Source organism: Amycolatopsis sp. NPDC058986, from assembly GCF_042741125.1.
Lineage (GTDB): Bacteria > Actinomycetota > Actinomycetes > Mycobacteriales > Pseudonocardiaceae > Amycolatopsis.
Genome location: NZ_JBHYJW010000032.1, coordinates 35,566 through 60,087 on the forward strand (window position 1 = coordinate 35,566; position 24,522 = coordinate 60,087).

Genomic DNA, 24,522 nt, shown 5'->3' on the forward strand with positions numbered 1-24,522 from the left:
GGGATATTCATGAGTTCCGTGACCTTCTCCGACACCACGCGGTACTACGCGGGGGTGGACCGGCCCGCCGTGGACGGGCTCGATCTCGAAGTGACCGACGGCGAGTTCCTGGTGCTGGTCGGCCCCTCCGGCTGTGGCAAGTCGACGACACTGCGGATGCTGGCCGGGCTGGAGGGCGTCGACCACGGCACCATCCACATCGGCGACCGCGACGTCACCGAGCTGCCGCCCAAGGACAGGGACATCGCGATGGTGTTCCAGAACTACGCGCTCTATCCGCATATGACGGTCGGCGAGAACATCGGCTTCCACCTGAAGATCGCCAAGATGGCCAAGGTGGAGCGGGAAAAGCGGGTGCGCGAGGCTGCGGAGCTGCTCGACCTCACGCCGTACCTCGATCGCAAACCGGCCAAACTTTCCGGCGGACAGCGGCAGCGCGTCGCCATGGGCCGCGCGATCGTGCGCGAGCCCAGTGTGTTCCTGATGGACGAACCACTGTCCAATCTGGACGCGAAGCTGCGGGTGCAGACCCGGACCCAGATCGCCTCGCTGCAACGGCGGCTGGGGATCACCACCATCTACGTCACCCACGACCAGGTCGAGGCCATGACGATGGGGGACCGGGTCGCTGTGCTCAAGGACGGCCTGCTCCAGCAGTGTGACACGCCGATCGGGTTGTTCGCGAAGCCGGTCAACGTGTTCGTCGCGGGGTTCATCGGCTCACCGGCGATGAACCTGCTCGAATCCACTGTGGACAGCGACGGTGTTGTCCTCGGCGGTGCCAAGATTCCCCTGACCCCGGCACAGCGTTCAGCCTTGACGGGCCCGGGGATCGTAGTCGGTGTCCGGCCGGAGGGCTGGGATCTCGGCGAGGCGGGCACGGGAATCGACGCGGTCGTCGAGGTCGTCGAGGAGCTCGGCAGCGATCAGTACCTGTACTGCCGCACCACGGGAACGGAGCAGGTCTTCACGGTCCGTACTCCCGGGATGGCACCGTGGCAGCGAGGCGACAAGCTCGGCCTGGCACCGAAACCCGGCGCGGTGCACCTGTTCGACGCGGCTTCGGGCGATCGGCTTCCCGACGCATGAGCGATGCTTGCGAGCGAATCATGGATATCATGCGCCAAAAGGAATTCAACACTGTCTCGCGGAGCGAGGCGATCGCATGACCAGCCTTTATCACACCGAGCTGGTTATCCCCGCCGCGCTGCTCGGGGAAGAAAATCCGTTGCCGCCCTTGGTGAAACCCGAGCAGGTCCAGCAGGTCGTGAACCTGGACGAACTGCCCGCGGATCTCGCCGAAGGGCTGGGCTACGGGCGGCTGGACACCGTGCTGCCGTGCCGGCTGCAGGACGGGTACACGCGGGAGCGGCCGAGCCGCTCGGTGCCCGCGCTGGTGCTGGAGAACACGTGCCTGCGCGCGACGGTGCTTCCTTCACTCGGCGGGCGGCTGTATTCGCTGTACCACAAGCCTTCCCGGCGTGAACTGCTTTACCGGAATCCCGTTTTCCAGCCTGCCAACCTTGCGTTGCGGGATGCCTGGTTCGCGGGCGGCGTCGAATGGAACCTCGGCAGCACCGGGCACACCACGCTGACCTGCGCGCCGATGTTCGCGGCCGAAGCAGCCGGTCCCGACGGCAGTCCGATACTGCGGCTGTGGGAGTGGGAGCGGACGAGGGACCTGCCGTACCAGCTGGACTTCTGGTTGCCGGACGAGTCCGACTTCCTGCTCGTCGGAGTGCGGATCCGCAATCCGCACGCGCATGACGTCCCGGTGTACTGGTGGTCGAACATCGCGGTCACCCGCACCGAACGCGGCCGCGTACTGGTGCCCGCGAAACAGGCCTGGCACTACGGTTACGGCGGACGGCTCGACCTCGTCGAGGTCCCCGGTGACGACCTGACGTATCCCGCGCGGCACCGGAACGCGGCGGACTACTTCTTCGAGATCCCAGCGGAGTCCCGCCGGTGGATCGCGGCGGTGGACGGCGACGGCGCGGGCATGGCACAGGTGTCCACGGAGCGGCTGCGCGGGCGGAAGCTGTTCGTGTGGGGCGAATCCGCGGGCGGGCGCCGATGGCAGGAGTGGCTGGCCCCCGGCGCTCCCGGCTATCTGGAGATCCAGGCCGGGCTCGCGCGTACCCAGCTGGAACATCTGCGCTTACCTGCCGGCGAGAGCTGGGATTGGCTGGAGGCGTACGGTCCTGTCGCCGCCGATCCGTCCGTTGTGCACAGTCGCGAATGGATGTCGGCGACAGACGCGGTGGAACGTATGCTGATCTCCGAGTCCGCTTTGGACGAATACCACGACGCGTGGCGCAAGGTCGCTGACACGGCGCCGTCGGTGGTAGTGCACGAAGGCAGTGGCTGGGGCGCGCTCGAACTGCGCCGGATGGCGGCCGAACTGCCGGCTACGCCTTTCCCGGCGTCGTCACTCGGTCCCGAGCAGGAACCTTGGCTGGCGTTGCTGGAGGGTGCCGTACCGGACGGCGATCCGCTGGACGTCCCGGCCGCCACACTGGTCAACCAGGGCTGGGCCCACCGGCTCGAACGGGCGGCGGAAAACTGGGCGGTCTGGTACCACCGCGGTGTCGCCCGATGGGCAGCCGGGGACCACGAAGCCGCGAAACAGGCTTGGAGCTCGTCGGTCTCGGCGGCGGAAAACCCTTGGGCCCTGCGGAATCTGGCGGTCGCGGCGAGAGTCGAGGGCCGGGACGTCGAGTCCGCGCGGTTGTACGTGCGTGCTTTGGCGCTCGCGCCGGAGCTGCTGCCGCTGGCCGTCGAAGCGATCGGCGCGCAGCTCGCGGCGGGCCTGCACGATCGGGCCGCCGGGCTGCTGGACTCGCTGTCTCCCGAGGCACGTGCGGCCGGACGGGTCCGTCTGCTCGAGGCCATGACCCTGCTCGCACAAGGAGATCCCGGCGGAGCGCTGGCGATTTTCGAGGAGGGCTTCGAGATCGCCGGGATCAGGGAGGGCGAGACGTCGCTGTCCGACACGTGGGCCGCCGTGGCGGGGGATCGGCCGTTGCCGGAGCGGTACGACTTCCGGATGTCGGCGCCGGGGTGAGGGGAGCCGGGGCACGGTGACGCGGAAGTACGAACGGCACAGCGGGCTGCTGCGGATCGTGGCCGAACGCGGCCAGGTCGAGGTCGCCGAGCTGGCCGCGGAACTCGCCGTGTCGACAGCCACCGTCCGGCGCGATCTCGACCAGCTCGCCGACCAGCAGCTGCTGACCCGGACACGCGGTGGTGCCGTGGCCGGGGACGTCGCCTATGACCTGCCGCTGCGGTACAAGATGGCGCGTCAGGCCCCGGAGAAGTCGCGGATCGCCCGGGCCGTCGCGGCACTCGTCGAGCCGGGCTGGGTCGTCGGCCTCAACGGCGGCACCACGACGACGGAGATCGCCCGCGCGCTCGCCGCCCGCGGCGATCTTCCCGGCGGCATCACCCTGGTCACGAACGCGCTCAACATCGCCCACGAACTCGCCGTGCGGCACCACATCAAGCTCGTCGTGACCGGTGGTGTCGCGCGGTCGCAGTCGTTCGAGCTCACCGGCCCGCTCGCCACCCGCGTCCTCGGCGAGATCGCCATCGACCTGCTGATCCTCGGCGTCGACGCGCTCGACCCGCGGGCCGGCGCCTTCGCCAACCACGAGGGCGAGGCGAGCATCAATCGCCTCATGGTCGACCGCTCCTCCCGCGTCGTCGCCGCCGCCGATTCCTCGAAACTCGGCCGCCGCGCCTTCGCCGAGATCTGCCCCATCACCGCCATCGACACCGTCGTCACCGACTCGGCCCTTCCCGCCGCTCTCGCCACCGCCTTCTCCGCCGCTACGACTGTCCACACCGCGTAACTCGCGTGATCAGAGACGGACCGCGTCCAATCACGTGAGTACGCGTCCAATCACGCGAGATCTCCGCTCAATCACGTGAAGGCGCTGGTTCGTGTGCGTGGAAGAGTGCGTGAAGATGTTTGATGTTGGAGGTTTTGCTTGACTTTCGTGCACTTGTGAACGCAGGATGGGGCAACGCTGGGCCGGAGAGGGTCCGGCCGGGGACGTGGGAGCCGTCGTATGCGCCGTCTTGCCTGTCTTGCCGCCTTGTGTGCGGTCGCCGCCGGAGGGGTGGCGGCTCCGGCCGCCGCGGACGATCAGCTGGTCACGCTGCGGTCGGCGAATCTGAAGGTCACTGTCGACCCGAAGTTTCCGCGTGTCGTGGAGTACACCGACGCGCGGAGCGGGGCGAAGCTGTACGGGAACGAGGACAAGATCGGCAAGGTCGTCCTCAACGGGACCGCGTATACGCCGCAGGTGACCAGCCGGAGGGCCGGTGACCACGTCGGCTATCGGCTCGGCTTCCCGGAGTACGGCGGCGTCGTGCTGGACGCGACGATCGGTCTCGAGGGCAGTGAGATCGACTTCAAGATCACGAGGATCCAGGACACCGAGAAGAACCCCGTCAAGTCACTGTCCATTCCGGACCAGAATCTCGTCTCGGTGCGCAGTGACCAGCCGGGTGCCGCGCTCGCCGCGGCCAAGATGTACAACGCCACCACCGGCACCGGCGACACGTTCACGCAGGTCACCAAGGACGCCCCGGCCGAGGCGGCGCCGTCGGGCGCGATGTACGGAATCGTCAACACCGGGCAGCTCGCGGCGTCGATCGAGACGAACTCCGCCTACGACACGCCGTCCGGGCCGACCGCCAAGGACAACGGCCGGATTCGCAAGCAGATCGCGGACAAGGGCGCGTACAAGCGCGCCGGGTTGTGGAGTGGCGACTGGACGTACCGGGCGAACGGGGCGAGCCGCACGGATACGGAACCCTTGCCGTACACCAAGATCGTCGTCACCGGTGACCGCAACGGCGACAAGGCCGTCGACTGGCAGGACGGCGCGATCGCCTTCCGCGACATCATGACCAACCCGCGGGGCTGGCAGCAGGTGGCCCAGCGGCCGATTATGCGCATCCCGTTCAACTTCGCCTCGAACGCCGAGCACCCGTTCACGCAAAGCCTCGACGAGACCAAGCGGGTCGCGCTCAACACCGACGGCCTCGGTCAGTTCGTACTGCTCAAGGGCTACGGTTCCGAGGGACACGACTCCGCGCACCCGGACTACGCGGGTGTCGGCAAGCGCCAGGGCGGCGTGAAGGACCTGAACGCGCTGGTCGAGAACTCGCGCCGGTACAACGCCGACATCGGCGTGCACATCCAGGACACCGAGGAGTACCCGGTGTCGCCCGCGTTCGACCCGGCGATCGCCAACGACGTCAAGAAAGACCTCGGCTGGGACTGGCTCGACCAGAGCTACCACATCAACTACCGCTACGACGGCCAAAGCGGCAAGCGGCTCTCGCGGCTGGAAGCGTTCAAGAAGGAGGTCCCCGGTCTCGACTTCCTTTACGTGGACACGTGGTACGGCGACGGCTACACCTCGGAGAAGTTCGCCCGCGAGATGAACGGCCTCGGCTACGACGTCGCGACCGAGTTCCCGGACAAGTTCGAGCGCCAGAGCGTCTGGAGCCACTGGGCCAACGACGTGCACTACGGCGGCAGCAACTACAAGGGCATCAACAGCCAGATCGTCCGCTTCATCCGCAACCACCAGAAGGACGACTGGATCGCGGGCGATCCGCTGCTCGGCGGCGGTGAACTGAGCGCGTACGAGGGCTGGGTCGGCGGCGCCGGTTATCCCGCGTTCATCGCCAAGACCTTCGGCACCGACCTGCCCACCAAGTATCTCCAGGGCTTCACGATCCAGAAATGGGCACCGCACACGATCGCGTTGTCCGACGGCGTCAGCGTCTCCGACTCGACCGGCACCCGGCAGATCAGCAAGGACGGCCATCTCGTGCTGAACGGCGGCGCGTACCTGCTTCCGTGGAGCCAGCAGGAGGAAACCAAGCTGTACCACTGGAATCCGGCGGGCGGGAGTACGAAGTGGACACTGCCGAAGTCCTGGGGTGCCAAGCGTTCGGTCAAGCTGTACCAGCTCACCGACACCGGACGCCGGTTCGTCAAGGACCTGAACGTCGACGCCACGCGCCAGATCAGCATCGACGCGGTCGCGAAGACGCCGTACGTCGTGTACCCGGCCGATCCCGGGCCGAACGCCGACGCGAATTGGGGTGACAACACCGGCCTGAAGGATCCGTCCTTCTACTCGGGCAACCTCGACGCCTGGAAGGTCACCGGTGACAAGAACAAGGCGTCCGTACCCGCGAACGCGGCCGGACAGCGACAGTTGCGCATCGACGGTGGCCAGGGAACCACCGTGTCCCAGCAGGTCGCCGGGCTCACTGGCGGTAAGACCTATACCGCGTCGGTGAACGTCCAGGTGGCGCCGGGGCAACGCAAGGCGAGCCTCACCGTGAGCCCCGCGGGCGGAAAACGCGTTGCCCAGTGGACGGACGCCTCGACGGTCAAGAACTACGTCCGCGCCAGCGAGTACGCCGGGACGGCCACGCAACGGATGAAGGTCGTCTTCGACGTCCCGAGTGGACAGTCGACCGCGACGCTGGCACTGGAGGCGGCGGCCGGGAATCCGGCGGTGTCCTTCGACGACGTCCGCGTCGTCCAAACCGGACGGACGCCGCAGGGCGGGCACTATTTCGCCGAGGACTTCGAACACGTCGACACCGGCTGGGGACCGTTCGTCTACGCCGGGAACGACGGCGCGCCGGACGATCCGCGGACGCACATCGCACAGAAGAACGCGCCGTACACCCAGGCAGGCTGGAACGGGAAGCTCGTCGACGACGTCATCGGCGACGGCGAGTCGTTGAAATCGCACGAAGAGAACCAAGGCCTGGTGTACCGGACACTGCCGCAGACACTGCGTTTCGAGCCGGGCCACCGCTACCGCGTGTCGTTCACCTACGAGGCGTCGAAGACCGGCGACTACGCGTTCGTGACCGGCGCGGGTACGAGCACGACGTTCGCCGAGGCCCACACGCCGACGACGTTCACCGCGACCGTCGACGGTGGTGCCGACGCCTGGATCGGCGTCGCGAAACTGACCCCGGGAACGCAGAACCAGGACCACGATCTGATCCTGGACAACCTGGTGGTGGACGAGATCGGCTGATCCCATCCGGCGGGTCCTGTGTGGTGCGCTGCGATGAATGCAGCATACTGCTCGAAACAGGGTGTAACAGCGCAGCACAGTGCGCGGAGATCACCCCGCGAGCGGCACCGCAGAGGTAGGGAGCACCGCCGATGGCCCGGCACGAACGGTTGAGCACGCTGCTGGACATGCTCGGGCAGCGGGAGAAGATCGACGTCGAGGACGTGGCCGCCGAACTGAACGTGTCGGCGGCCACGATCCGGCGGGACCTCGACCACCTCGCCGAACAGCAGCTGCTCACCCGCACCCGCGGCGGCGCGGTCGCCAACGACCTCGCCTACGACCTGCCGCTGCGGTACAAGACCGCCCGGCACGTCCCGGAGAAGCAGCGGATCAGCGCTTCCGCGGCCGCGCTCGCCGAACGGGGCATGGCGGTCGGGCTCAACGGCGGCACCACGACAGCGGGAGTGGCCAGGGCGCTGGCGATGCGGGCCGATCTGGCCAGCCGCGGTGACGCGCCGGGGCTGACCGTGGTGACCAACGCGCTCAACATCGCGCACGAACTCGCCGTGCGGCCCAACGTCAAGATCGTCGTCACCGGCGGCGTCGCGCGGCCGCAGTCCTTCGAGCTGAGCGGACCGCTCGCCACCCGGGTGCTGTCCGAGCTGACGATGGACCTGCTTTTCCTCGGTGTGGACGCGCTCGACGCCGAAGCCGGCGCTTTCGCGCATCACGAGGGTGAGGCGAGCATCAACCGGCTCATGGTCGAGCGCGCCGAGCGGGTCGTCGCGGTGGCGGACGGGTCGAAGCTTGGCCGCCGCGCCTTCGCCCGGATCTGCGCGACCCACGACGTGCACACGCTGGTCACGGACACCGACGCCGACCCGGCCGCGGTAAGGGCTTTCGAGGCCGCCGGCGTCGAGGTCCTTACCGTCTGAAGTGGCGGGGTAAGGGGCCTTCCCACCCGGGAACGGCGTGATCACCCGATGCCGTGGCCCGTCCCTCAGGGGCAGCCTGAGGGTATGAAACACGACTGGATCTTCGACATGGTGCAGGTGGAAATGGACTACCGCACCGAGGGCAGGCTGACCCCGTTCGCCGAACGCAAGGAACGGCACCGCGTCCCGAAGCGGGCGTCGTGGCCGTGGTTCAGAACGCGTCGGCTCCGAGCTTGATCGCCAGGCCGATCCCGGCCAGCGCGATGCCGATCCGCAGGATCTTCGCGGGCAGCCACCGCGCCACCACGGGGCCCAGCCAGGAACCCGCGAGCAGGCCGATCGTCAGCGGGAGCGCGGTGCTCCAGGACACCGGGCCGAAGGCGGCGAACCCGGCCGCCGCCACCACGTCGGTCACGACGAGCAGGAGGTTCTTGAGGGCGTTCACCCGCAGCAGGCTTTCCGGCATGGTGGCCAGCAGCAGGGCCAGCATCACCACCCCGGACGCCGCCGCGAAGTATCCACTGTAGACGGACACGGCGAACGCGCCAGCGGTGACCAGCCACGGCCGGGCTCCGCCGGTCCTGGCTTCGGCGTCCTCGTGGGGCGGACGCCGTACCAGGACGAGCAGGGACGCGGCGCCGACGAGGAACGGGACGACACGTTCGAACACCCCGGGCGGGCTGACGAGCACGAGGGCCGCGCCCGCCGCGCTGCCGAGTACACACGCGACACCCAGTCTTCGCGCGGCACCGAGCTGTCCGGACAGCTCACGCCGTGAACTGGGGACCGCGCCGACGCTGCCGATCGCGAGCGCGACCGTGTTGGTGACGTTGGCAGCGGTCGCGGGCAGGCCGACCGCGAGGAGCGCCGGATAGGAGAACAGCGAGGCCAGGCCCGCTATGGCCCCCGACAGTCCGGCGGCTATCCCCGCGACAATGAGCAGGGTGAAGAAGGACGCCGTCATCGTGCGACGTTAACATCGCGAATTCGCTTGACACGTATGGTTTTTCGGCCGGTAATGGCTCGCCTGCCGCGGCGTTCCCGCGACAGGCGAGCGACAGGTTCAGTGTGACCAGGTGAGCGGGGCCAGGTAGAGCCCGCCCTGGCCCCAGCCCGCGTGCGAGACGTACCAATCGTCGTCGTCCCGGATCACTTCCGCCGCGTGCGAGGCGAAATGCGCCACCAGGTTCTCGTTCTCGAAGTGCAGCGGATCGGTGCTGCGGTAGACGTCCGTGCCCGCATAGGCCAGGCGCGGCCCGGTGAACAGGTACCAGTAGCGCCCGTGCCGCACCACGAACGGCGATTCGGTGGGCCCGCCCCAAGTTCCCGTCTCGGGTGAGACGTACGCCGTTTTCCGTTCGCTCCAGTGCCGGAGGTCGTAACTCGTGCGGTAGAGCACGAGGTGGTGACCGCCGGTGGGCTCGGTGTTGCCGGTGTAGAACAACACCCAGCGCCCGTTGATCCAGATGACGTATGGGTCCCGCGCGTCGTAGCCGTCGGTGAACAGCGAGCCGCCCGGATACCGTGTCCAGTGGAACAGATCCCGCGACGTCGCCACGTTGATCGCGGACTTGGTGTTCTCCTTGCCGCCGCCACAGTAGAACATGTGGTACGTGCCGCCGACGCGGATGACGTGCGGCGCCCACAGATGCGTCTCGCCGTAAGCCGGGTCGACCGTGAGCGCGAACGGTTGTTTCGTCCATGGCCCGTACAGTTCCGGCGCGGTCGCGTGGGCGAAGACGATCTCGTGGTCGGGATCGGCGGGTTCCGCGTGCGTGATGCCGAAGACGTGCCAGGTGCCCCGGGTGTCCTGGACGAACGTGTGATCGTTGAGATACCAGGGCTCCTTCTCGCCCACGCTCGGGTCGTAGATCTTCTCGAAGTTCCCGATCGTGAAGTCGTCCTTCGCCGGGGCGGCTCCGGCCGGGGTGGCACCGTTCGCCGCCATACCGAAGGTGGTACCCAGCGCGAGGCAGCCCAACACCGCCGTCCGTCTGTTCACCTGCATGGTCGTCACTCCCTGGTGAATTCGTCGAGCGTGATGTCCAGCAACTCGCACACCGCCCGCAGCTCGGCCCTGCGGTCGCCGGGAATCGCGTGGATGTGGTTGGCGCCGAACCGGGACAGGAACGTCTCGGCGGGCGCGTCGAGACGGGCGAACGCGTGCGGCCATTCCGGAGTGGACTGCGCGGTGAGCGCGGCCGTGGTGGGTTCGTCGTAGTTCTCGAACTCGCCGAGCATGAGCTGGAGCCGGTACTCGCCGTCCTTGCGGGTGAGCCGCCCCAGCGTCATCCGGCCCGGCGCGGCCACGTGCTCGACCGACGCGCCCCCGGCAGGGAAGAAGAACACCTCCGGGTGGAGCGTCACCTTCGCGAGGTTCTCCGCCGGATCGTCGCTGCGCGCGGCGAACCAGGTGGCGTGCTGCCCGGAGTTGCACAGATCCCAGATGTCGCGATCGGCGTGGTAGTGCCGGACATCGGCGAAGAGCACCGGCGTCCCGGAGAGGTGCTTCATCAGCTGCATGGTCAGCGCGCCGTCCATATCGGCCTCGGTCGCGCACACGTGTGTCTCTTTTGGACCGTTCCAGTCGTACGGGTCGTTCAGGAACGCCTCCGCGACGTCCATCGTCGCGAAGTGGCCGGTGAGCTCCGGCTGTCCCTTGATACCGCTGAAATCGAGATGCCATTCGTCGATGAGCTCGCGCATCGCGAGGTACGAGCCGATCTGCCGTTCCAGCAGTTCGGGGGTGAGCTTCTTGCCGTCGTAGCGCACGGTGGCGTGCCGTTCCAGCCAGTCGCGGGCCTTGGCCTTCTCGGCCGCGTCCGCGGCCTCGGCTCGCCGGACGATCTCCCACTGGTCGATCTCTTCGACGTCGACGCCGAACTTCCGCTGCCACTGATCGGTGTTCGCGACCGCGGTGTTCATGCCCATCGGCCGTCCGCCGATCCGCCCGAACGTCGAGCCGCGCAGCCGCGACACGGCCGACGCGGCGCTCGCGCGCACACCGATTTCCTCGACCAGTGCGGAATCTTCGGGATCGCCCCACAGCCGGACGTGGGCGCGGCCGATCTGGTCGAGCGCGCCGCCCGCCGCGAGCATGCCGACCATGCCCGGTTGCACCGGATCGGTGTTCGCGACCAGCACCAGCGGACCGCGCAGCGCGCCGGCGGCCAGCATCGTGAAATGCGGGAACGCCCAGACGCAGTAGTGCAACACGGTGAGATCGACGTTCGCCGCGTCGATCTCGCGGGCGTGCGAGGTGGCGAGGGTGTTGGCCGAAACGGCTGAGGGGGCCCTCACCACCTCGTGCCCCGCGGCGGTGAGGGACGCCACGAGCTTGTCCTCATTGGACTGGATGAAGTCGGCGATGCCGCCGTGGACGTAGTCACGCCCGTCCGAAATGTTGATCACGCCGATGCGTGCCATGTGTCCTCCAAACACTGTGCCGTTCGCTACTAATCCGACCACAGCCACGGCGGAAACGGGTCTATACAAGCAAACCGGCTGCGAATCGTCTCCGCCTCCTTTTGGTCGGCTTAGTAGGCAGAGTGGTCCGCGGTGCCGGTGGGTCAGGTCAGCACCTCCAGCCGGTATTGCGCGGCCGACCAGGCCGGGGCGCCCTTCGCGGGCACGATCCGCACGTCGATCGAGGACCGGCCGCCGGTGACGCTCGCCGGGAGCGCGAAGGTGTCTTCGAGCCAGCGGTGCGTGGTGTTCCCCAGAGGCTGCGTCCAGGTGCCGACCTGTCTGCCGTCGACATACACCGCGGCCTGCTGGTAGGCCGCGTTCTGGTCGCCGATCCGCAACAACCGCGCGCCCGCGTTGCGCGGATCCAGCGCCATGGTGAAGGACACCGCGCCGGTCGAAGCCGTGCTCGCCCTGGCCACCGGACCTGGGACCTGGGTGCCTTCGAAGGTCGACGTCAGTGTGCCCCGGGTCTCGCCCTCGGCGGTGTAGTCGTGGTCGTCCCGGCTGGTGTCGTTCCCCGCGTCCACCAGGTCGGTCTGGCGCATCCCCGCGTCGGGCTGCCCGTACCAGTACGCGGTGGTGCTGTACTCGGCCGGCTCGTTGTTCGCAGGACCGTGTTCGATGCCGAAGGTCAGCGCCGAGGAGAACGGCACGGCGTCGCCTGCCATCAGGCGGACGGCACCGGTGCAGTCGTAGCGGCAGCCGTCACCGTCCAGTTTGTACGCCGGGTTCCCGGTCAACGGCATCGCGAAGTTCGTGCCGTCGCGGAAATACCAGCCGGATTCGAAGAAGTCCTCCGTCCCGGTGCCGTGCCATTGCGGGCTGCCGACGCCGTCGACGTAGACGCGCTCGTCGCCTTCCAGATAATCCCGCCGGTTGCCGGAGGTGATAAGCCCGGTCATGCTCTGCGTGACGCCGTAGAACACGCCGCGTCCGGCGGCCTGCAGGATCGTCCAGTCCGCGCCGTTCTGCGTCAGTCCTTTGTGGCTGGTCGCGGTGAAGTAGCCGAGACCGCCGCCGGGCCGCAGACCGGCGTCGACGGCGGGTGTAGGCGCTGCGGTGACCTCGACGGTGGCCTGCGTGATCGGCTGGCCGCTCTGGTTCACCAGCTCGACGATCGCGCCCTGGCGGTAGGGCATCGGCCACCACGCGGTGAGCGCGCCGCCGTCGGTGGCGTCGATCGAGGACAGCATCGTGCGGCCGTCGAACTTGCCGAGCCCGGAGCCGAAGAACTCGCCGAGCGGGGAGTCCACTGTGGTCTTCCCGTCGAAGGTGATCCGCAGCCGGGCGCCGGACAGCACTGCCTGCGAAGCCGCCAGCTTCGCGGGATCACGCTGGTACCGGTAGATCTGGAAGCCGTTCCAGCTCTGCATGGTCAGCTGGTAGCCGTGCGCCTTCTCCTCGCCGGGGTGCTGCGGGCCGAGGTCGAGGACGTCGGTGCGCCGCCACCTTCCGTCCACTCGGGAATGCACGTCGTAGCGGAACTCGTTGATGTCGAGGTCCGACGAGACGAAGGTGTTGGTGATGGTCAGCGCCGATTTGCCCGCGGTCAGGCTCGGCGGGAGGTCGAGCACCTGATCCGCCCACACGCCGCGCGGGGTCGGGGCACCGGTCGTCCACCGCCCGGCGGGTTTGCCGTCGACGGACACGTCGGCGACCTGATGGCCGATCGCGGGATCCGGGCGCCGGGTCAGCCGGACGCCGGTGTTGGCCGGGTCGATCGCGACGCGGAACGAGCTGTGCCCGCCGGCGCCGAACGCCCGGCCGTCGTCCCGGACCCGGGGCTCGGAGATCAGCTGGGGCAGCGTCACCCGGAGCTGGCTGATCGTCCCCGGACCGCCGAGTGAGGCGAACTTCGCCGTGCCGCCGTCGGGGATGTCCGCGGTGCCCGAACTCGTCCTCGCCCGGCTCGCGGCTGGTTTCGGATCGCGGATCCCGAAGCCCCGCAAGCGATCCACGACGTCGAGTGCCCGATCACGCGGGTCGAAGGTACGCACTCCCGCCGCGTCGGGGAACTCGCGGTAGGTGACGTGGTAGAAGAGCGGGTTGTGCTGGACGGTGACCCGCATCGAGTGCTGGTACGGCATCGGGACCTTGATCACCGAACCGCCCGAGGTGTCGTCGCCGTTGCCCACCAGCGGCCAGACGAACGGCGCGCCGAGCCGTCCGTCCACAATGTCCTGGAGCGAGGAGTCCAGCACCGCTCGGCCGTCGAGTTCGACCTTGAGCTTGCCGTTGTTGACCATGTTCCCGTAGTCGCGGGTGAACCACATGCTCTCGATCTCACCGGCGCCGGTCTTCTCCGCGATCACACAGCCCTCGGCGGTGATCCGCAGGCAGCTGTACACGCCGCCGAAGCCGTCCTCGTTGCCGCCGGTGCGGTCGAAGCTGGAGAACTGCTTGCTCTGCGCACCCGGCCGCAGCGCCGCCATCGCGTCCAGCGAGCGATAGACGTCCCAGCCGATCGGGCCCACCGAAGCAGGCGAAGGCGGCCGGTCGGGCTGCGCGCCGGCCGGTGTGGCGGTGAATCCTACTACGCTCAGTGCTGTCATAGCTGCTATCAGTAGTGATCTGTGGGCGTGACGGGCTCTTCGGGCGCGCATGGCGACACTCCGATCGGTGGGGATGGGGAGGGGTTAGGGGAGGGGCGGGTTGGGATGGGCGGGAATAGAGAGGGGCGGTGGTGCTCTACCGGTGGGGACCGGGGAAAGTCCTAGCTGTTGCCCTTCGCGTAGGCCTCGGCCGCGTTTTCCTTGGTGACCTGCAGGGTTTGCAGCATCTGCGTCTTCGGGAGCTGCTTGCAGTCGATCAAGAGCTGCTTCGCCGACGCGACGGCTTCACGGCCGCCGGTGGGGTAGACGAACGTCGCGGCGAGCCGTCCCGCCTCGACGGCCTTGATTCCGCCGGACGGGATGGGCAGCCCGTCGATCCCGATGAACTTCAGCTTCTGATCGATCCCGGCGGCCTTCGCGGCGAGGTAGGCGCCTTCGGCCATCGGGTCGTTCTGCGAGTACACCGCCTGGATCTCGGGGTGGGCCTTGAACACCGCGTCCGCCTGCTGCTGGCCCTTCTCGCGCAGCCAGTCGCCGTCCACTGTGGACACGATGTCGATGTTCTTGCCCTGGATCCCCTGCGCGAAACCGTCCTGACGTTCCTTCGCCGGGGTCGACCCGGCGAGCCCGCGGATCTCGGCGATCTTCCCGCCCTGCGGCAGGATCTTCTCGGCCATGAACTGTCCGGCCCGCTTGCCGATCTCGACGTTGTCCGCGCCGATCCACTGCGTGTAGCCGTCACCGTCGACCTTCCGGTCGAGCACCAGCACCGGGATTCCCTTGTCGTAGGCCTTCTTCACCACCGCGGTGAGCGGGGTCGCCTCGTTCGGGCTGATGATCAGCAGATCGATCTTCTGCGTCATGAAGTTCTCGACGTCGGCGACCTGTTTGCTGTTGTCCTGCTGGGCATCGGCGAACTTGACGGTGAACTGCGGGACGCTCTTCGCCGCGCGCGTGATGTCGTCGTTCATCTGCTGGCGGTAGGGCTCCGACAGGTTGGCCTGGCTCATCCCGATGACGAAGCTGCCGCCCGCGCCCTTGCAGGCGGCCTGGCTGGGTCCGGTCTGCTTGCCCTGTCCGGAGTTCTCGCTGGTGGTGCCGCAGGCGCTCGCCGTGAGAGCCAGCACGGCCAGCGCGGTGACGGTGAGATGGGTGCGTGCGCGGACGGACATCGGATACCTCCCAGTTTCCGGGCTCACGGTGTGGGCCGGAGTCGTTGCAGGCCCGCGGCGGCCACGATGACGAGGCCCTTGATGAGCAGCTGCACGTTCGGATCGACGCTGTTGAGCGCCAGGATGTTGTTGAGCACGCCGAGCAGCAGCGCGCCGGCGACGGTGCCGACGACCGAACCGCGGCCGCCCTGCAGCGCCGTCCCGCCGACGACGACCGCCGCGATCGCGTCGAGTTCGTAACCGCTGCCGTCGTTGGGGCTGCCCTGGTTGAGCTGTCCGGCGTGGATGATCCCGGCCAGCGCGGACAGCAGCCCGCACAGGCCGAACACCAGCACCTTCACCCGGGTGACCGCGACACCGGAGAGCCGAGCGGCCTTCTCGTTGCCGCCGATCGCGTACAGGTGCCGGGCGAACGCGCTGGTGCGCAGGAAGATGATCGCGAGCGCGGCGACGATCACGAAGATGATCGCGGGGATCGGCACGAGACCGTTGAACGTACGCTCACCGAGCAGCGAGAACGTCACGGGCGCTTCGCCGGGGCCGTCGCCGTACGCGATCGCGACACCCTGGCCGCCGGACCAGATCCGGGCGAGCCCGCGCGCGATCTGCAGCCCCGCCAGCGTCACGATGAACGCCTGGATGCCGAACACCGCCGACGCGATCCCTTGCAGCAGACCGAAAACCAGCCCGGCGAGCAGGACGAGCAGTACGGTCGGGAGGACACCGAAGCCGTCGTGCACCATGAGCACGGCCGAGCCGACCGCGGCGAGCCCGAGCACCGCGCCCACCGACAGGTCGATGCCGCCGATCAGGATCACGAACGTCATCCCGACCGCGATGATCCCGATCTCGGCGGTCGCGCGGACGACGTTGAACAGGTTGTCGCTGGTCAGGAACAACAGTTCGCCGTCGCGGTGCGGGGAGAACACGATCGCGGCCACCAGCACCAGCACCAGGCCGAACAGGCTCTGGAAACGGAAGAGGGTGTCCGCGACGGAGGCGCCGCGGCTCGGCAGGAACTTCGCCGGTTCCGGCCGGATCTCGGTCTGCTGCTCGCTCATGAATCTCCCCCCACGGCAGTCATTTCCTCGCCCATCGCCGCGGCGAGCAGTTCCGCCTCGCCCGCGTCGTGCGTGTCCAGCTCGCGGACACTGCGGCCGTCGTGCAGCACGATCACGCGGTCGCACAGCCCGACCAGCTCGGCGGGCTCCGAGGACGCGAGCAGGACCCCGATCCCGCGCGCCGCCGCCTCCGAAAGCAGCTGGTAGATCTCGGCTTTGGCTCCGACGTCGACACCGCGGGTCGGCTCGTCCAGCAGCAGGAGGCTCGGTTCGGTGAGCAGTGCTCTCCCCAGGACGACCTTCTGCTGGTTGCCCCCGGACAGCGTGTTCACCGGATCGCCGAGCGCGCCGATCTTGATCTTCAGCTCGTCGACGACGCGGCGGACCTCCCCGGACTCCCGGCGCCGGGGCACGTAGCCGCCGACCGCGATTCTGTCCACTATGGACAAGACGGCGTTGGCGCGGATCGAGTGCGGCAGGGCCAGGCCGGAGATCCGGCGGTCCTCGGGCACCATCGCCATGCCCAGCCGCATCGCCTGCCGTGGGCCACGTGGTCGCACCACGCTGTCGCGGACCCGCACTTCGCCGTGCCAGCGGCCCGGGGTGCCCGCGCCGAAGAGCGTCTCCAGCAGTTCGGTGCGTCCCGAACCCAGCAGCCCGCCGAGCCCGACGATCTCGCCGGCGTGCACGCTCAGCGTGATGCCGTTCGGTTCGCGCCTGCCGGGCCGGACGCGGCGTGGCTGGAGCGCGAAATCGTTGAGCCGCAACAGTTCCCGTCCGGTGCGGCCGTGGTCGGTGCGGAACAGGGTCTGCACCGGACGGCCGACCAGTGCCTCGGTCACCTGGGCGACGGTCAGGTCGGCGGTGTCGAAGGCGGCGGCGACGCGGCCGTTGCGCAGGACCGTGGCCCGATCGGCGATCCGGCTGATCTCGTCCATGCGGTGCGAGATGTAGACGACGCCGGCGCCCGCCGCACGGAGTTCGGTGATCACCGCGAACATCCGGTCCACCTCGGCCGGCGAGAGCGCGGACGTCGGTTCGTCCATGATCAGCACCTTCGCGTCCAGCGCGAGTGCCTTGGCGATCGCGACGAGCTGCTGTTCACCGGTGCGCAGTTCGCCGACGAGCCGCTTCGGATCGAGCGTGATTCCCGTGCGCGACAAGAGGTTTCCGGTCTCGCGGTTCATCCGGCGGATGTCGATCACGCCCGCGCGGGTGCGGAGTTCGCGGCCGAGGAAGATGTTCGCCGCGATCGACAGCCCCGGCACCAGGTCGAGTTCCTGCGGGATCATCGCGATCCCGGCGCGCTGCGCGTCGTGCGGCGAGCCGAAACTCACCGGTGCGCCCTCGATCGCGATAGTGCCGTGGTGATCGGTGACGTCGCCGGACAGGATGCGCATCAGGGTCGACTTGCCCGCCCCGTTCTCCCCGAGCAGGGCGTGGACTTCACCGGCGCGCACCGTCAGGTCGACGTCGTCGCAGGCGCGGGTGCCGCCGTACGCCTTGCTGATGCCGGTCATCGCGACCAGCGGTGCGGTGGGGACGCTCACGGACACCTCCCAAACACCTCACGTCGGCGGGAGGTGACGGGTAATCGATTACTCAAAACGCTAGGTGTGGAGTCCTGACTGTGTCAAGCGTCACTTCGGGCACGTTTGCCCAGGTTGGGCGAAACGGCCCAGCGTTCCTCAGCGGTGGGAGCTGTCGCGGATGAGCAGCTGTGCCCGCATGGTCGTGGTGCTGGTCGTCTTGGTGCCCTCGGTGATCCGCGCCAGGAGGAGCCGCGCGGCGAGCTGGCCGATCGCGCTCGCCGGCTGGGCGACCACGGTCAGCGCCGGATCGATCAACGTCGTCCACGGCGCGTCGTCGAAGGCGACGATCCCGACGTCCCTGCCCGCGTGCAGACCCCTGTCCGCCAGTGCTTGCAGGACGCCGACGGCCATCGTGCTGCTCGACACGAGCAACGCGTCCGGCGGTTCGGGGAGTGACAGCAGGTGTTCGGCCGCTTGACGTCCGGCGATGCCACGGAATTCGCATCGTCGTACCCAGCGGGGCGAGGACTTGGCCTGGGCGGCCCGGATACCGTCGCGGAATCCGGCGAGCCGATCGTCCGCGGTCGTGACCCCGGCGGGGCCCGCGATGCAGCCGATCCGCTCGTAGCCCCGTTCGGCGAGATGCAGTGTCGCCTCCTTGGCGGCTGCCCGGGAGTCGACGAGCACGGCGTCGCAGTCGGCGGAGCGCAGCCGCCGGTCGACGGTGACGATCGGCGTGCGATGGTCGAGCAGCGGCTGGACGTCGCTGTCCGGCGTGGTGGGCGACATGATCACGCCCGCCAGCCGTTCCATGGCCGCGACCTCGACGTACCGGCGTTCCTTCGCCGGGTTCTCGTCGGAGTTGCACAGCATGACCGAGTACCCGGCGGCCTGCGCGGTGTCCTCGACGCCGCGCGCGATCGCGGTGAAGAACGGGTTCTCGACGTCGGAGATGATCAATGCCAGCACGGCGGTTTCGCGGCGGCGCAGGTTGCGCGCGAGGCCATTCGGCGTATAGCTGAGCTCTTCGGCGGCACGGGCCACCCGCTCGGCCAGCGCCGGGTCCACTGTGGACTTTCCGTTCAGCACCCTGGACACTGTCGCGGTGGACACCCCGGCCAGCGCTGCCACGTCGGATATCGTCGCCACCTGCGTCGTCCTCTGCCGTGCATTGACACATCTGAGGCTTTCACCATAGCGTGGTAATCGATTTCCCGAACGTCGGCCGTGGCTGGAGGTCTGATGTCACCGCGCACGGGTCTGTTGCTCGGAGTGGACATCGGGACGTCGAGTTCGAAGGGCGTGCTGGTCGACCCGGCGGGCACGGTGCTCGCCAGGGCGGTCCGCGAGCACACCGTGTCGACGCCGCATCCCGGATGGGTCGAGCACGACGCGGAAGACGTCTGGTGGCGCGATTTCACCGCGATCACCGGGGAATTGCTGCGCGCGGCCGAGGGGCGCGAGCTGGCCGGACTCGGGGTCAGCGGGATCGGGCCGTGCCTGCTGCCCGCCGACGAACGGGGTACGCCGCTGCGTCCGGCGATCCTCTACGGCGTCGACACCCGCGCGGTCACCGAGATCGCCGAACTGGACGACGAACTGGGCGCGGCGGACATCGTCGCGCGCGGTGGCTCGCCGCTGACGAGCCAGGCGGTCGGGCCGAAACTGCGCTGGCTCGCCCGGCACGAACCCGACGTCCATCGCCGCGCGAAGATGCTGCTGATGGCGAGTTCGTTCGTGGTGCACCGGCTCACCGGGCGGTACGTGCTGGATCACCATTCGGCCAGCCAGTGCACGCCGATGTACGACCTCGCCGCCGGGGACTGGGCACGGGACTGGGCCGAACGGGTCGCGCCCGACCTGCCGCTGCCGGATCTGTTGTGGCCAGGGGAAATCGCGGGCGAGGTCAGTGCCGAGGCCGCCGAGCGGACCGGCCTGCCTCGTGGGCTCCCGGTCGTCGCGGGCACCGTCGATGCCTGGGCGGAGGCGACGAGCGTCGGTGTTCGCGAACCTGGTGACGTCATGGTCATGTACGGCACCACGATGTTCCTCATTCAGGTGCTGACCGAACCGCGTCCGCATCCCGGACTGTGGGGCACCCGCGGCGTCACGCCGGGCAGTTTCACGCTCGCCGCCGGGATGGCGACGTCCGGCTCGATCACCGACTGGCTGCGCAAGCTTTTCGGCCGCGACTACGCGGAACTCGTCGCGCAGGCGGCCGAAGTCCCGGCGGGCAGCCGGGGTTTGCTGCTGCTGCCGTACTTCGCGGGGGAGCGCACGCCGCTGTTCGACCCCGACGCGCGGGGCATCTTCGCCGGGCTGACCACCGGGCACGGCACGGCCGAGCTGTACCGGGCGGCGCTGGAGGGCATCGCGTACGGCGTCCGGCACAACTTCGAGGCGATGGAACAGGCCGGGGGCGCGGCCGGGCGGCTGGTCGCGGTCGGCGGCGGGACCACCGGCGGGCTCTGGACCCGCATCGTCTCGGACGTGACCGGGTTGGCGCAGCAGGTGCCCGCCGAGACGATCGGCGCTTGCCTCGGCGATGCATTGCTCGCGGCGGAAGGCGCCGGCGTCGAGGTCGACGCCGCGCGCTGGAACCCGATCGCCTCGACCGTCGAACCCGATCCGGCGCTGACCGCGCGGTACGACGAGTTCTATCGGCATTACCGCGCGCTCTACAACGCGACGGCGGAGACCACGCATTTCCTCGCCGCTCAACAGCGTGCTGCTGAGACGCCGTAGCCTCGGGGCCGCCCGTTTGTCCTTTGTGGATTATGGTGCTCTGAAGGGGTCCTTGAGGGCGTTGAACGCTGTGAAGGCTCCCTTCAGGGCGTTCGGCGGGGTCCGGGAGTGCGTGACTCGCGTGGTGTGTGTTGCTCACGGGGTTCGTCGTGGTGGTGAGCCGTCGCGCGGCAGCGTCGCATGTCGTGAATGCTCCGTTCGGACGATCAACCTGGATCCACCGGTCGCATATGCTCGCGAGGGCGACTTCGCTCGTACGTGAGGCGAGACACCACGAAGGCCCTGAAGGGGACCTTCATAGCATCCAACGCACTAAAGGACCCCTTCACAGCGCAAAAGTCCACAAAGGACAAGGTTGGTGTCGATGGGGAGTCTGGCCGGGTCGGTCTAGCGTTCGCGCCACGCCAGCGGAGACAGCGTTGTGGCGATCTCTGCGACGCGCCGTGCGGTCGCGGTGCTGAGTCCCTTGCAGGCGCTTCCGATCCAGCCGTCTACGCGCTGCGCGCCGATCTCGCGGTACTCCACCGCTTGAAGCAGCATCTCCAGTTTGTCCGCGTCCTTGGCGCACAGTGCTTCCGGCGTGGCGGCGTTCTCGTACTCTTCTACGGCGGCGCGCACGGAGTCGCGTGCTGGTTGTGGGAGCGGCGCGGTCTGGTCATGGGTGACTGCGCGGGGGTCGGGTTTGGTCAGGTATGGCTTGGCGGTGTGCGGCAGGTCGCCGGTTCGCGTCTCTTGAGCGTCATGCCAGATCGCCAGGTACGCGGCTCGTTCGGGGTTGCAGCCTTCTTCGGCGGCCAGGAGCGCCGCAAGCTGCGCGGCTCGCAGGCTGTGCTCGGCGACCGATTCGGGATCACGCACGCCGACTTGCCACCACCCGGCGCGCCAAATGCGCTTGAGCAAGCCAGCTCGTAGCTGAATGTGGCGATGCCTTCGGCGTGGTCGGTCACGTTTCTCCTTATCGGTCGGCGATGCGCATTGAGGCACCGTAACCCCGGGCTGGGGGCGTCCGCCTTTGGCGAATCGCGAACAGCCGGTCGGCTGGCCCCTGCTCGCCCGGTCGTGTAGCGGCTACCGCTCGGAGGAAGAGCGACTAACGCACAAGTTGTTCGATCTCCTCGACCCGACCCGCTAGCCGTGCGGAGTTCACCCCGGCTGTTGTTGTTCGGGCTCGTTCGATGACATTGCGCGCCGCATCCAATTCGCCCGCTCGGGCGTACGACTCCGCGAGCCATGTTTGATACAGGGCCTTCTCGCGTGCATGGCCCGCGTCATAGTCGTTGATGGCGGCACTCAGCAGCGGCGACACGCTCGCCGGGTCGCCGAGTTCGATCAGGCATCGTGCCGCCATGACGTCGATCTCGTCCCGGGACATCCAGTAGACCCACTCCGGCTCTGGGATGCCCGGCACGCGAGCCGCAAAGGCATTATCGACCGCGTCGAGTGCTCGCCGAGCTGCGTCCCGGTCGCGAGAGCGTGCGCTGGCCCACGCAACGCGCTCCAGAAGCAGCGCCCGCACAACCGGCGAGGCGTCGCGGGCACCAGCTACGGCGCTCTTCGCCAGGAGCGCCGCGTCGGCTGGATTGCCCACGTTTGAGATCTGGTACGACAGTGACGAAAGGAGCTGTCCAGCCAGGACAGTGTCCCCTGCCTCCTGTGCCGCCGAGACACCGCTGAGGTAGGTCTGCTCGGCTTCTACGTAAGCCCCCGCGTCACTCGCAACCCATCCTGCCAACTGCGCCAGTTCGCCAACCACTACGCGGAGCCGCCGTCCGACGGACCCGGGATAGCTTCCGCACCTCACAACCGCCGCCGCCTCGGCCAGCTCGCGCCGCACGAGTGGGATGAGGTCGCCTCCACCCACCGTGTCATCAAGATGGCGAAGCTCCACAACACGACGCTCCAACTCACCGACGAGACTTTCTCCGACGCGTCGGCCGGCCTGCCGGTGCTGTGCCACCGGCGTATCGGCCACAAGCCATTCGTGCGCGACTCGGAGCGGGTCGAGGGCGGGGCCGTACAGTGACTCTACGGAGATGCTCAACGCGCGCGAGTAAGCGGTGACATGGGCGGGCTTGACGGTCCGGGTTCCGCCTTCAAGCTGGCTGAGGTATGGCTTGCTGTAGTGGGTCTTTGCTGCCATAGCGGCCAGGCTGATGCCCGCCGCGTTCCGTGCCGCTTTCAGTCGTTCGCCCAGCCCGCTCACATGACCACCAGTCTGCAAACCCCTGCAAACGGCGACCCTATTCCGATGACGCCGTGTGACGACAAGGCTACCTGAGGGAGAACCAGGGTCGGAAGCGTCTGGAACAAAGGGGCGGTGCGCGGTGAACGTGACGGGAAAGGGCACCGACGGGCTTGAGATCGCGGCGCGCGTGATGGCCGCGCAGCAGCTTCACCAGCAGTTGGCTGCCGAAGCAGAGCGCCAGCAACCTGACCGGGCTGAGGAAAACATCGGCGACCAGCTGGAGCGCCGACCATGAGCGCGCGGATTTATGTCGATCTCGCGCATCTGCATCCGATTGTCGATGGGGTGTGGCATCGGGCGTGGCTCCATCATTTGCCCGCGCCGGGCGAGGTGGTCGCGATGTTGTGTGGTCTCGTTGCCACCGCGGAGTACTGCGACCGTCGGGATCGGGATACGCACGGTGTGCTGCTCCAGTGCTGGGATTGTGAGCGCGAGTACCGCGCGGAGATGGGCTATTCGCCACCGCCGGGTGGTTATCCGCCATCTTCTTCTCACCGGTCGGTCCTTCGACCTGTGCCGCACCCACGCGCGTGATTCGGCTCCGCGCCGACGTACGACGGCGCGGTGAATATCTACTGTGCATGAACGACCAGACGAAACCGGCAAGCATGGGAAGAATTGAACGTGACAAAGCGGCCGAGTGTGCTCGACGAGGTGCCCCGGGAGCTGTTCATCCCGGAGGTGATCTGGGACGACAATCCCGACGGTCACGGTTTCGTGCCGGTCTCGCGGACGACGGACGGGCAACGGTGGTGGGCGCTGGTGAACTCCGGCGGGCCGATCGTGACTCAGGTCGACGACGGACACCCGGTCGGCGGGATCGGGCGGGTGCCGACGAGCTCGAGCAGTCAGCCCTCGCTCGTCGCGATGATGCTCGACGAGCTCGACGTGAAACCAGGTCACCAGGTTCTGGAGATCGGTACCGGCACGGGCTGGAATGCCGCCCTGCTGGGCCATCGGGTCGGCCCGGACGGGCGGGTGGTGTCGGTCGAGGTCGATGGCCAGGTCGCCGATACGGCTCGGGCCGTGCTGGCGGTCACGCCGTATCGGGTGACGGTGATCGAGGGGGACGGCACCGCAGGCTATCGTGCCGGGTCGCCTTATGACCGGGTGATCGCGACCGCGTCGGTGCGGCGAGTGCCCCCGGTGTGGATCGAGCAGACCGCCGAAGGCGGCGTACTGGGCATGCCGTGGGGCACCGACTACTGCAACGGCGCGCTCCTGCGACTCGTCGTCCACGGTGACGGGCAGGCGTCAGGACGGTTCGGGCGCAGCCTGGAATTCATGCGGGTCCGCGGTCAGCGCAACACATTCCTCGACCCGACCGAGGAACAGATCGAGCACGCCGACAAGTCCACGACGACGCTGCGGGGCGGCGACGTGTACGAGCTGGTCGCGTTCGAGCGCGCCGCGTTCACCATCGGCCTGTGTGTGCCCGCCTGTTACCTGACCCACTGGGCGGACACCGACGTCCAATACCGGCACATCGTCGAATTCCACGACACCGCCAGCGGATCCTGGGCCCGCATCGACGCCGACCCACGAGCCGACGCGCTGCCGGTCTGGCAGTTCGGCCCGCGGCGACTGTGGGACGAAGCCCTCACGGCCTACGAATGGTGGCAGCACAACGGCGAACCACAGCCGCAGTCCTACGGGCTGACCGTCGCACCGGACGGCACACAGACGGTATGGCTGGCCAACCCGACCGGTTACAGCTGGGAGATTAAGTAGGCCGAACACCC

At 68.3% G+C, this 24,522-nt stretch carries 18 protein-coding genes and 1 pseudogene; 9 read left to right on the plus strand and 10 right to left on the minus strand.

Features of this window, described 5'->3' with window-relative positions; all coding sequences use genetic code 11:
• The first annotated feature begins 9 nt into the window (after positions 1-9).
• From ACFW0G_RS26285 to ACFW0G_RS26310, 6 genes are all read left to right on the plus strand, one after another.
• Positions 10-1,089 carry an ABC transporter ATP-binding protein gene (locus ACFW0G_RS26285; protein ID WP_378328050.1) on the plus strand — a complete coding sequence of 360 codons (1,080 nt, stop codon included), beginning with the start codon at positions 10-12 and terminating at the stop codon, positions 1,087-1,089.
• Positions 1,090-1,165: 76 nt separating this feature from the next.
• The gene (locus tag ACFW0G_RS26290; RefSeq protein ID WP_378328051.1) at positions 1,166-3,067 is read left to right on the plus strand and encodes a DUF5107 domain-containing protein; all 1,902 of its coding nucleotides are present in this window, start codon (positions 1,166-1,168) and stop codon (positions 3,065-3,067) included.
• 16 nt (positions 3,068-3,083) lie between these two features.
• A complete protein-coding gene (locus ACFW0G_RS26295; protein WP_378328052.1) occupies positions 3,084-3,854 on the plus strand; it encodes a DeoR/GlpR family DNA-binding transcription regulator in 771 nt (256 codons plus the stop codon).
• A 219-nt stretch (positions 3,855-4,073) separates the two neighbouring features.
• Positions 4,074-7,088, plus strand: coding sequence for an endo-alpha-N-acetylgalactosaminidase family protein (locus ACFW0G_RS26300; protein WP_378328053.1), 3,015 nt, complete (start codon positions 4,074-4,076; stop codon positions 7,086-7,088).
• A gap of 131 nt (positions 7,089-7,219) precedes the next feature.
• Positions 7,220-8,005 carry a DeoR/GlpR family DNA-binding transcription regulator gene (locus tag ACFW0G_RS26305; RefSeq protein WP_378328054.1) on the plus strand — a complete coding sequence of 262 codons (786 nt, stop codon included), beginning with the start codon at positions 7,220-7,222 and terminating at the stop codon, positions 8,003-8,005.
• An 84-nt stretch (positions 8,006-8,089) separates the two neighbouring features.
• Positions 8,090-8,242: a hypothetical protein gene (locus tag ACFW0G_RS26310; protein WP_378328055.1), complete on the plus strand. Its 153-nt coding sequence runs from the start codon at positions 8,090-8,092 to the stop codon at positions 8,240-8,242.
• On the opposite strand, the gene ACFW0G_RS26315 is transcribed toward ACFW0G_RS26310, so the two are convergent.
• The 8 genes from ACFW0G_RS26315 to ACFW0G_RS26350 all read right to left on the minus strand — a co-directional run bounded on the left by ACFW0G_RS26315 (position 8,217) and on the right by ACFW0G_RS26350 (position 18,939).
• A complete protein-coding gene (locus ACFW0G_RS26315; RefSeq protein WP_378328056.1) occupies positions 8,217-8,969 on the minus strand; it encodes a sulfite exporter TauE/SafE family protein in 753 nt (250 codons plus the stop codon). The genes ACFW0G_RS26310 and ACFW0G_RS26315 overlap by 26 nt on opposite strands.
• A 99-nt stretch (positions 8,970-9,068) precedes the next feature.
• Positions 9,069-10,013 (minus strand): family 43 glycosylhydrolase, encoded by a 945-nt coding sequence (locus ACFW0G_RS26320; RefSeq protein ID WP_378328057.1) that lies wholly within the window; start codon positions 10,011-10,013, stop codon positions 9,069-9,071.
• A 5-nt stretch (positions 10,014-10,018) separates the two neighbouring features.
• Complete coding sequence (locus ACFW0G_RS26325) at positions 10,019-11,431, minus strand: L-fucose/L-arabinose isomerase family protein (protein ID WP_378328058.1); 1,413 nt, start codon at positions 11,429-11,431, stop codon at positions 10,019-10,021.
• A gap of 143 nt (positions 11,432-11,574) precedes the next feature.
• Positions 11,575-14,025 carry a glycoside hydrolase family 172 protein gene (locus tag ACFW0G_RS26330; RefSeq protein ID WP_378328059.1) on the minus strand — a complete coding sequence of 817 codons (2,451 nt, stop codon included), beginning with the start codon at positions 14,023-14,025 and terminating at the stop codon, positions 11,575-11,577.
• A gap of 161 nt (positions 14,026-14,186) precedes the next feature.
• Positions 14,187-15,197: a substrate-binding domain-containing protein gene (locus ACFW0G_RS26335; protein ID WP_378328060.1), complete on the minus strand. Its 1,011-nt coding sequence runs from the start codon at positions 15,195-15,197 to the stop codon at positions 14,187-14,189.
• A 23-nt stretch (positions 15,198-15,220) separates the two neighbouring features.
• Complete coding sequence (locus ACFW0G_RS26340; RefSeq protein ID WP_378328061.1) at positions 15,221-16,258, minus strand: ABC transporter permease; 1,038 nt, start codon at positions 16,256-16,258, stop codon at positions 15,221-15,223.
• The gene (locus tag ACFW0G_RS26345) at positions 16,255-17,778 is read right to left on the minus strand and encodes a sugar ABC transporter ATP-binding protein (RefSeq protein WP_378328110.1); all 1,524 of its coding nucleotides are present in this window, start codon (positions 17,776-17,778) and stop codon (positions 16,255-16,257) included. Before ACFW0G_RS26345 ends, ACFW0G_RS26340 begins: the two co-directional genes overlap by 4 nt.
• A 168-nt stretch (positions 17,779-17,946) precedes the next feature.
• Complete coding sequence (locus ACFW0G_RS26350) at positions 17,947-18,939, minus strand: LacI family DNA-binding transcriptional regulator (RefSeq protein ID WP_378328062.1); 993 nt, start codon at positions 18,937-18,939, stop codon at positions 17,947-17,949.
• Between the two features lie 93 nt (positions 18,940-19,032).
• Here ACFW0G_RS26350 and ACFW0G_RS26355 point away from each other — a divergent pair, with 93 nt between their 5' ends.
• Complete coding sequence (locus ACFW0G_RS26355; protein ID WP_378328063.1) at positions 19,033-20,535, plus strand: FGGY-family carbohydrate kinase; 1,503 nt, start codon at positions 19,033-19,035, stop codon at positions 20,533-20,535.
• 387 nt (positions 20,536-20,922) lie between these two features.
• On the opposite strand, the pseudogene ACFW0G_RS26360 reads toward ACFW0G_RS26355, so the two are convergent.
• Positions 20,923-21,482, minus strand: a pseudogene (locus tag ACFW0G_RS26360) (HD family hydrolase).
• 143 nt (positions 21,483-21,625) lie between these two features.
• Complete coding sequence (locus ACFW0G_RS26365) at positions 21,626-22,738, minus strand: helix-turn-helix domain-containing protein (RefSeq protein WP_378328064.1); 1,113 nt, start codon at positions 22,736-22,738, stop codon at positions 21,626-21,628.
• Positions 22,739-22,859: 121 nt separating this feature from the next.
• On the opposite strand from ACFW0G_RS26365, the gene ACFW0G_RS26370 reads away from it, so the two are divergent.
• Both ACFW0G_RS26370 and ACFW0G_RS26375 read left to right on the plus strand, forming a co-directional pair.
• Positions 22,860-23,015, plus strand: coding sequence for a hypothetical protein (locus ACFW0G_RS26370; RefSeq protein ID WP_378328065.1), 156 nt, complete (start codon positions 22,860-22,862; stop codon positions 23,013-23,015).
• Positions 23,016-23,404: 389 nt separating this feature from the next.
• Complete coding sequence (locus ACFW0G_RS26375) at positions 23,405-24,511, plus strand: methyltransferase domain-containing protein (protein ID WP_378328066.1); 1,107 nt, start codon at positions 23,405-23,407, stop codon at positions 24,509-24,511.
• Positions 24,512-24,522 lie beyond the last annotated feature (11 nt).

Bases quoted from the DNA above. Each gene is read 5' to 3' on its own strand.
- ACFW0G_RS26285 (WP_378328050.1), top strand. From the start codon at position 10: ATGAGTTCCGTGACCTTCTCCGACACCACGCGGTACTACGCGGGGGTG.
- ACFW0G_RS26290 (WP_378328051.1), top strand. From the start codon at position 1,166: ATGACCAGCCTTTATCACACCGAGCTGGTTATCCCCGCCGCGCTGCTC.
- ACFW0G_RS26300 (WP_378328053.1), top strand. From the start codon at position 4,074: ATGCGCCGTCTTGCCTGTCTTGCCGCCTTGTGTGCGGTCGCCGCCGGA.
- ACFW0G_RS26305 (WP_378328054.1), top strand. From the start codon at position 7,220: ATGGCCCGGCACGAACGGTTGAGCACGCTGCTGGACATGCTCGGGCAG.
- ACFW0G_RS26310 (WP_378328055.1), top strand. From the start codon at position 8,090: ATGAAACACGACTGGATCTTCGACATGGTGCAGGTGGAAATGGACTAC.
- ACFW0G_RS26315 (WP_378328056.1), bottom strand. From the start codon at position 8,969: ATGACGGCGTCCTTCTTCACCCTGCTCATTGTCGCGGGGATAGCCGCC.
- ACFW0G_RS26320 (WP_378328057.1), bottom strand. From the start codon at position 10,013: ATGCAGGTGAACAGACGGACGGCGGTGTTGGGCTGCCTCGCGCTGGGT.
- ACFW0G_RS26325 (WP_378328058.1), bottom strand. From the start codon at position 11,431: ATGGCACGCATCGGCGTGATCAACATTTCGGACGGGCGTGACTACGTC.
- ACFW0G_RS26330 (WP_378328059.1), bottom strand. From the start codon at position 14,025: ATGACAGCACTGAGCGTAGTAGGATTCACCGCCACACCGGCCGGCGCG.
- ACFW0G_RS26335 (WP_378328060.1), bottom strand. From the start codon at position 15,197: ATGTCCGTCCGCGCACGCACCCATCTCACCGTCACCGCGCTGGCCGTG.
- ACFW0G_RS26340 (WP_378328061.1), bottom strand. From the start codon at position 16,258: ATGAGCGAGCAGCAGACCGAGATCCGGCCGGAACCGGCGAAGTTCCTG.
- ACFW0G_RS26345 (WP_378328110.1), bottom strand. From the start codon at position 17,778: ATGACCGGCATCAGCAAGGCGTACGGCGGCACCCGCGCCTGCGACGAC.
- ACFW0G_RS26355 (WP_378328063.1), top strand. From the start codon at position 19,033: ATGTCACCGCGCACGGGTCTGTTGCTCGGAGTGGACATCGGGACGTCG.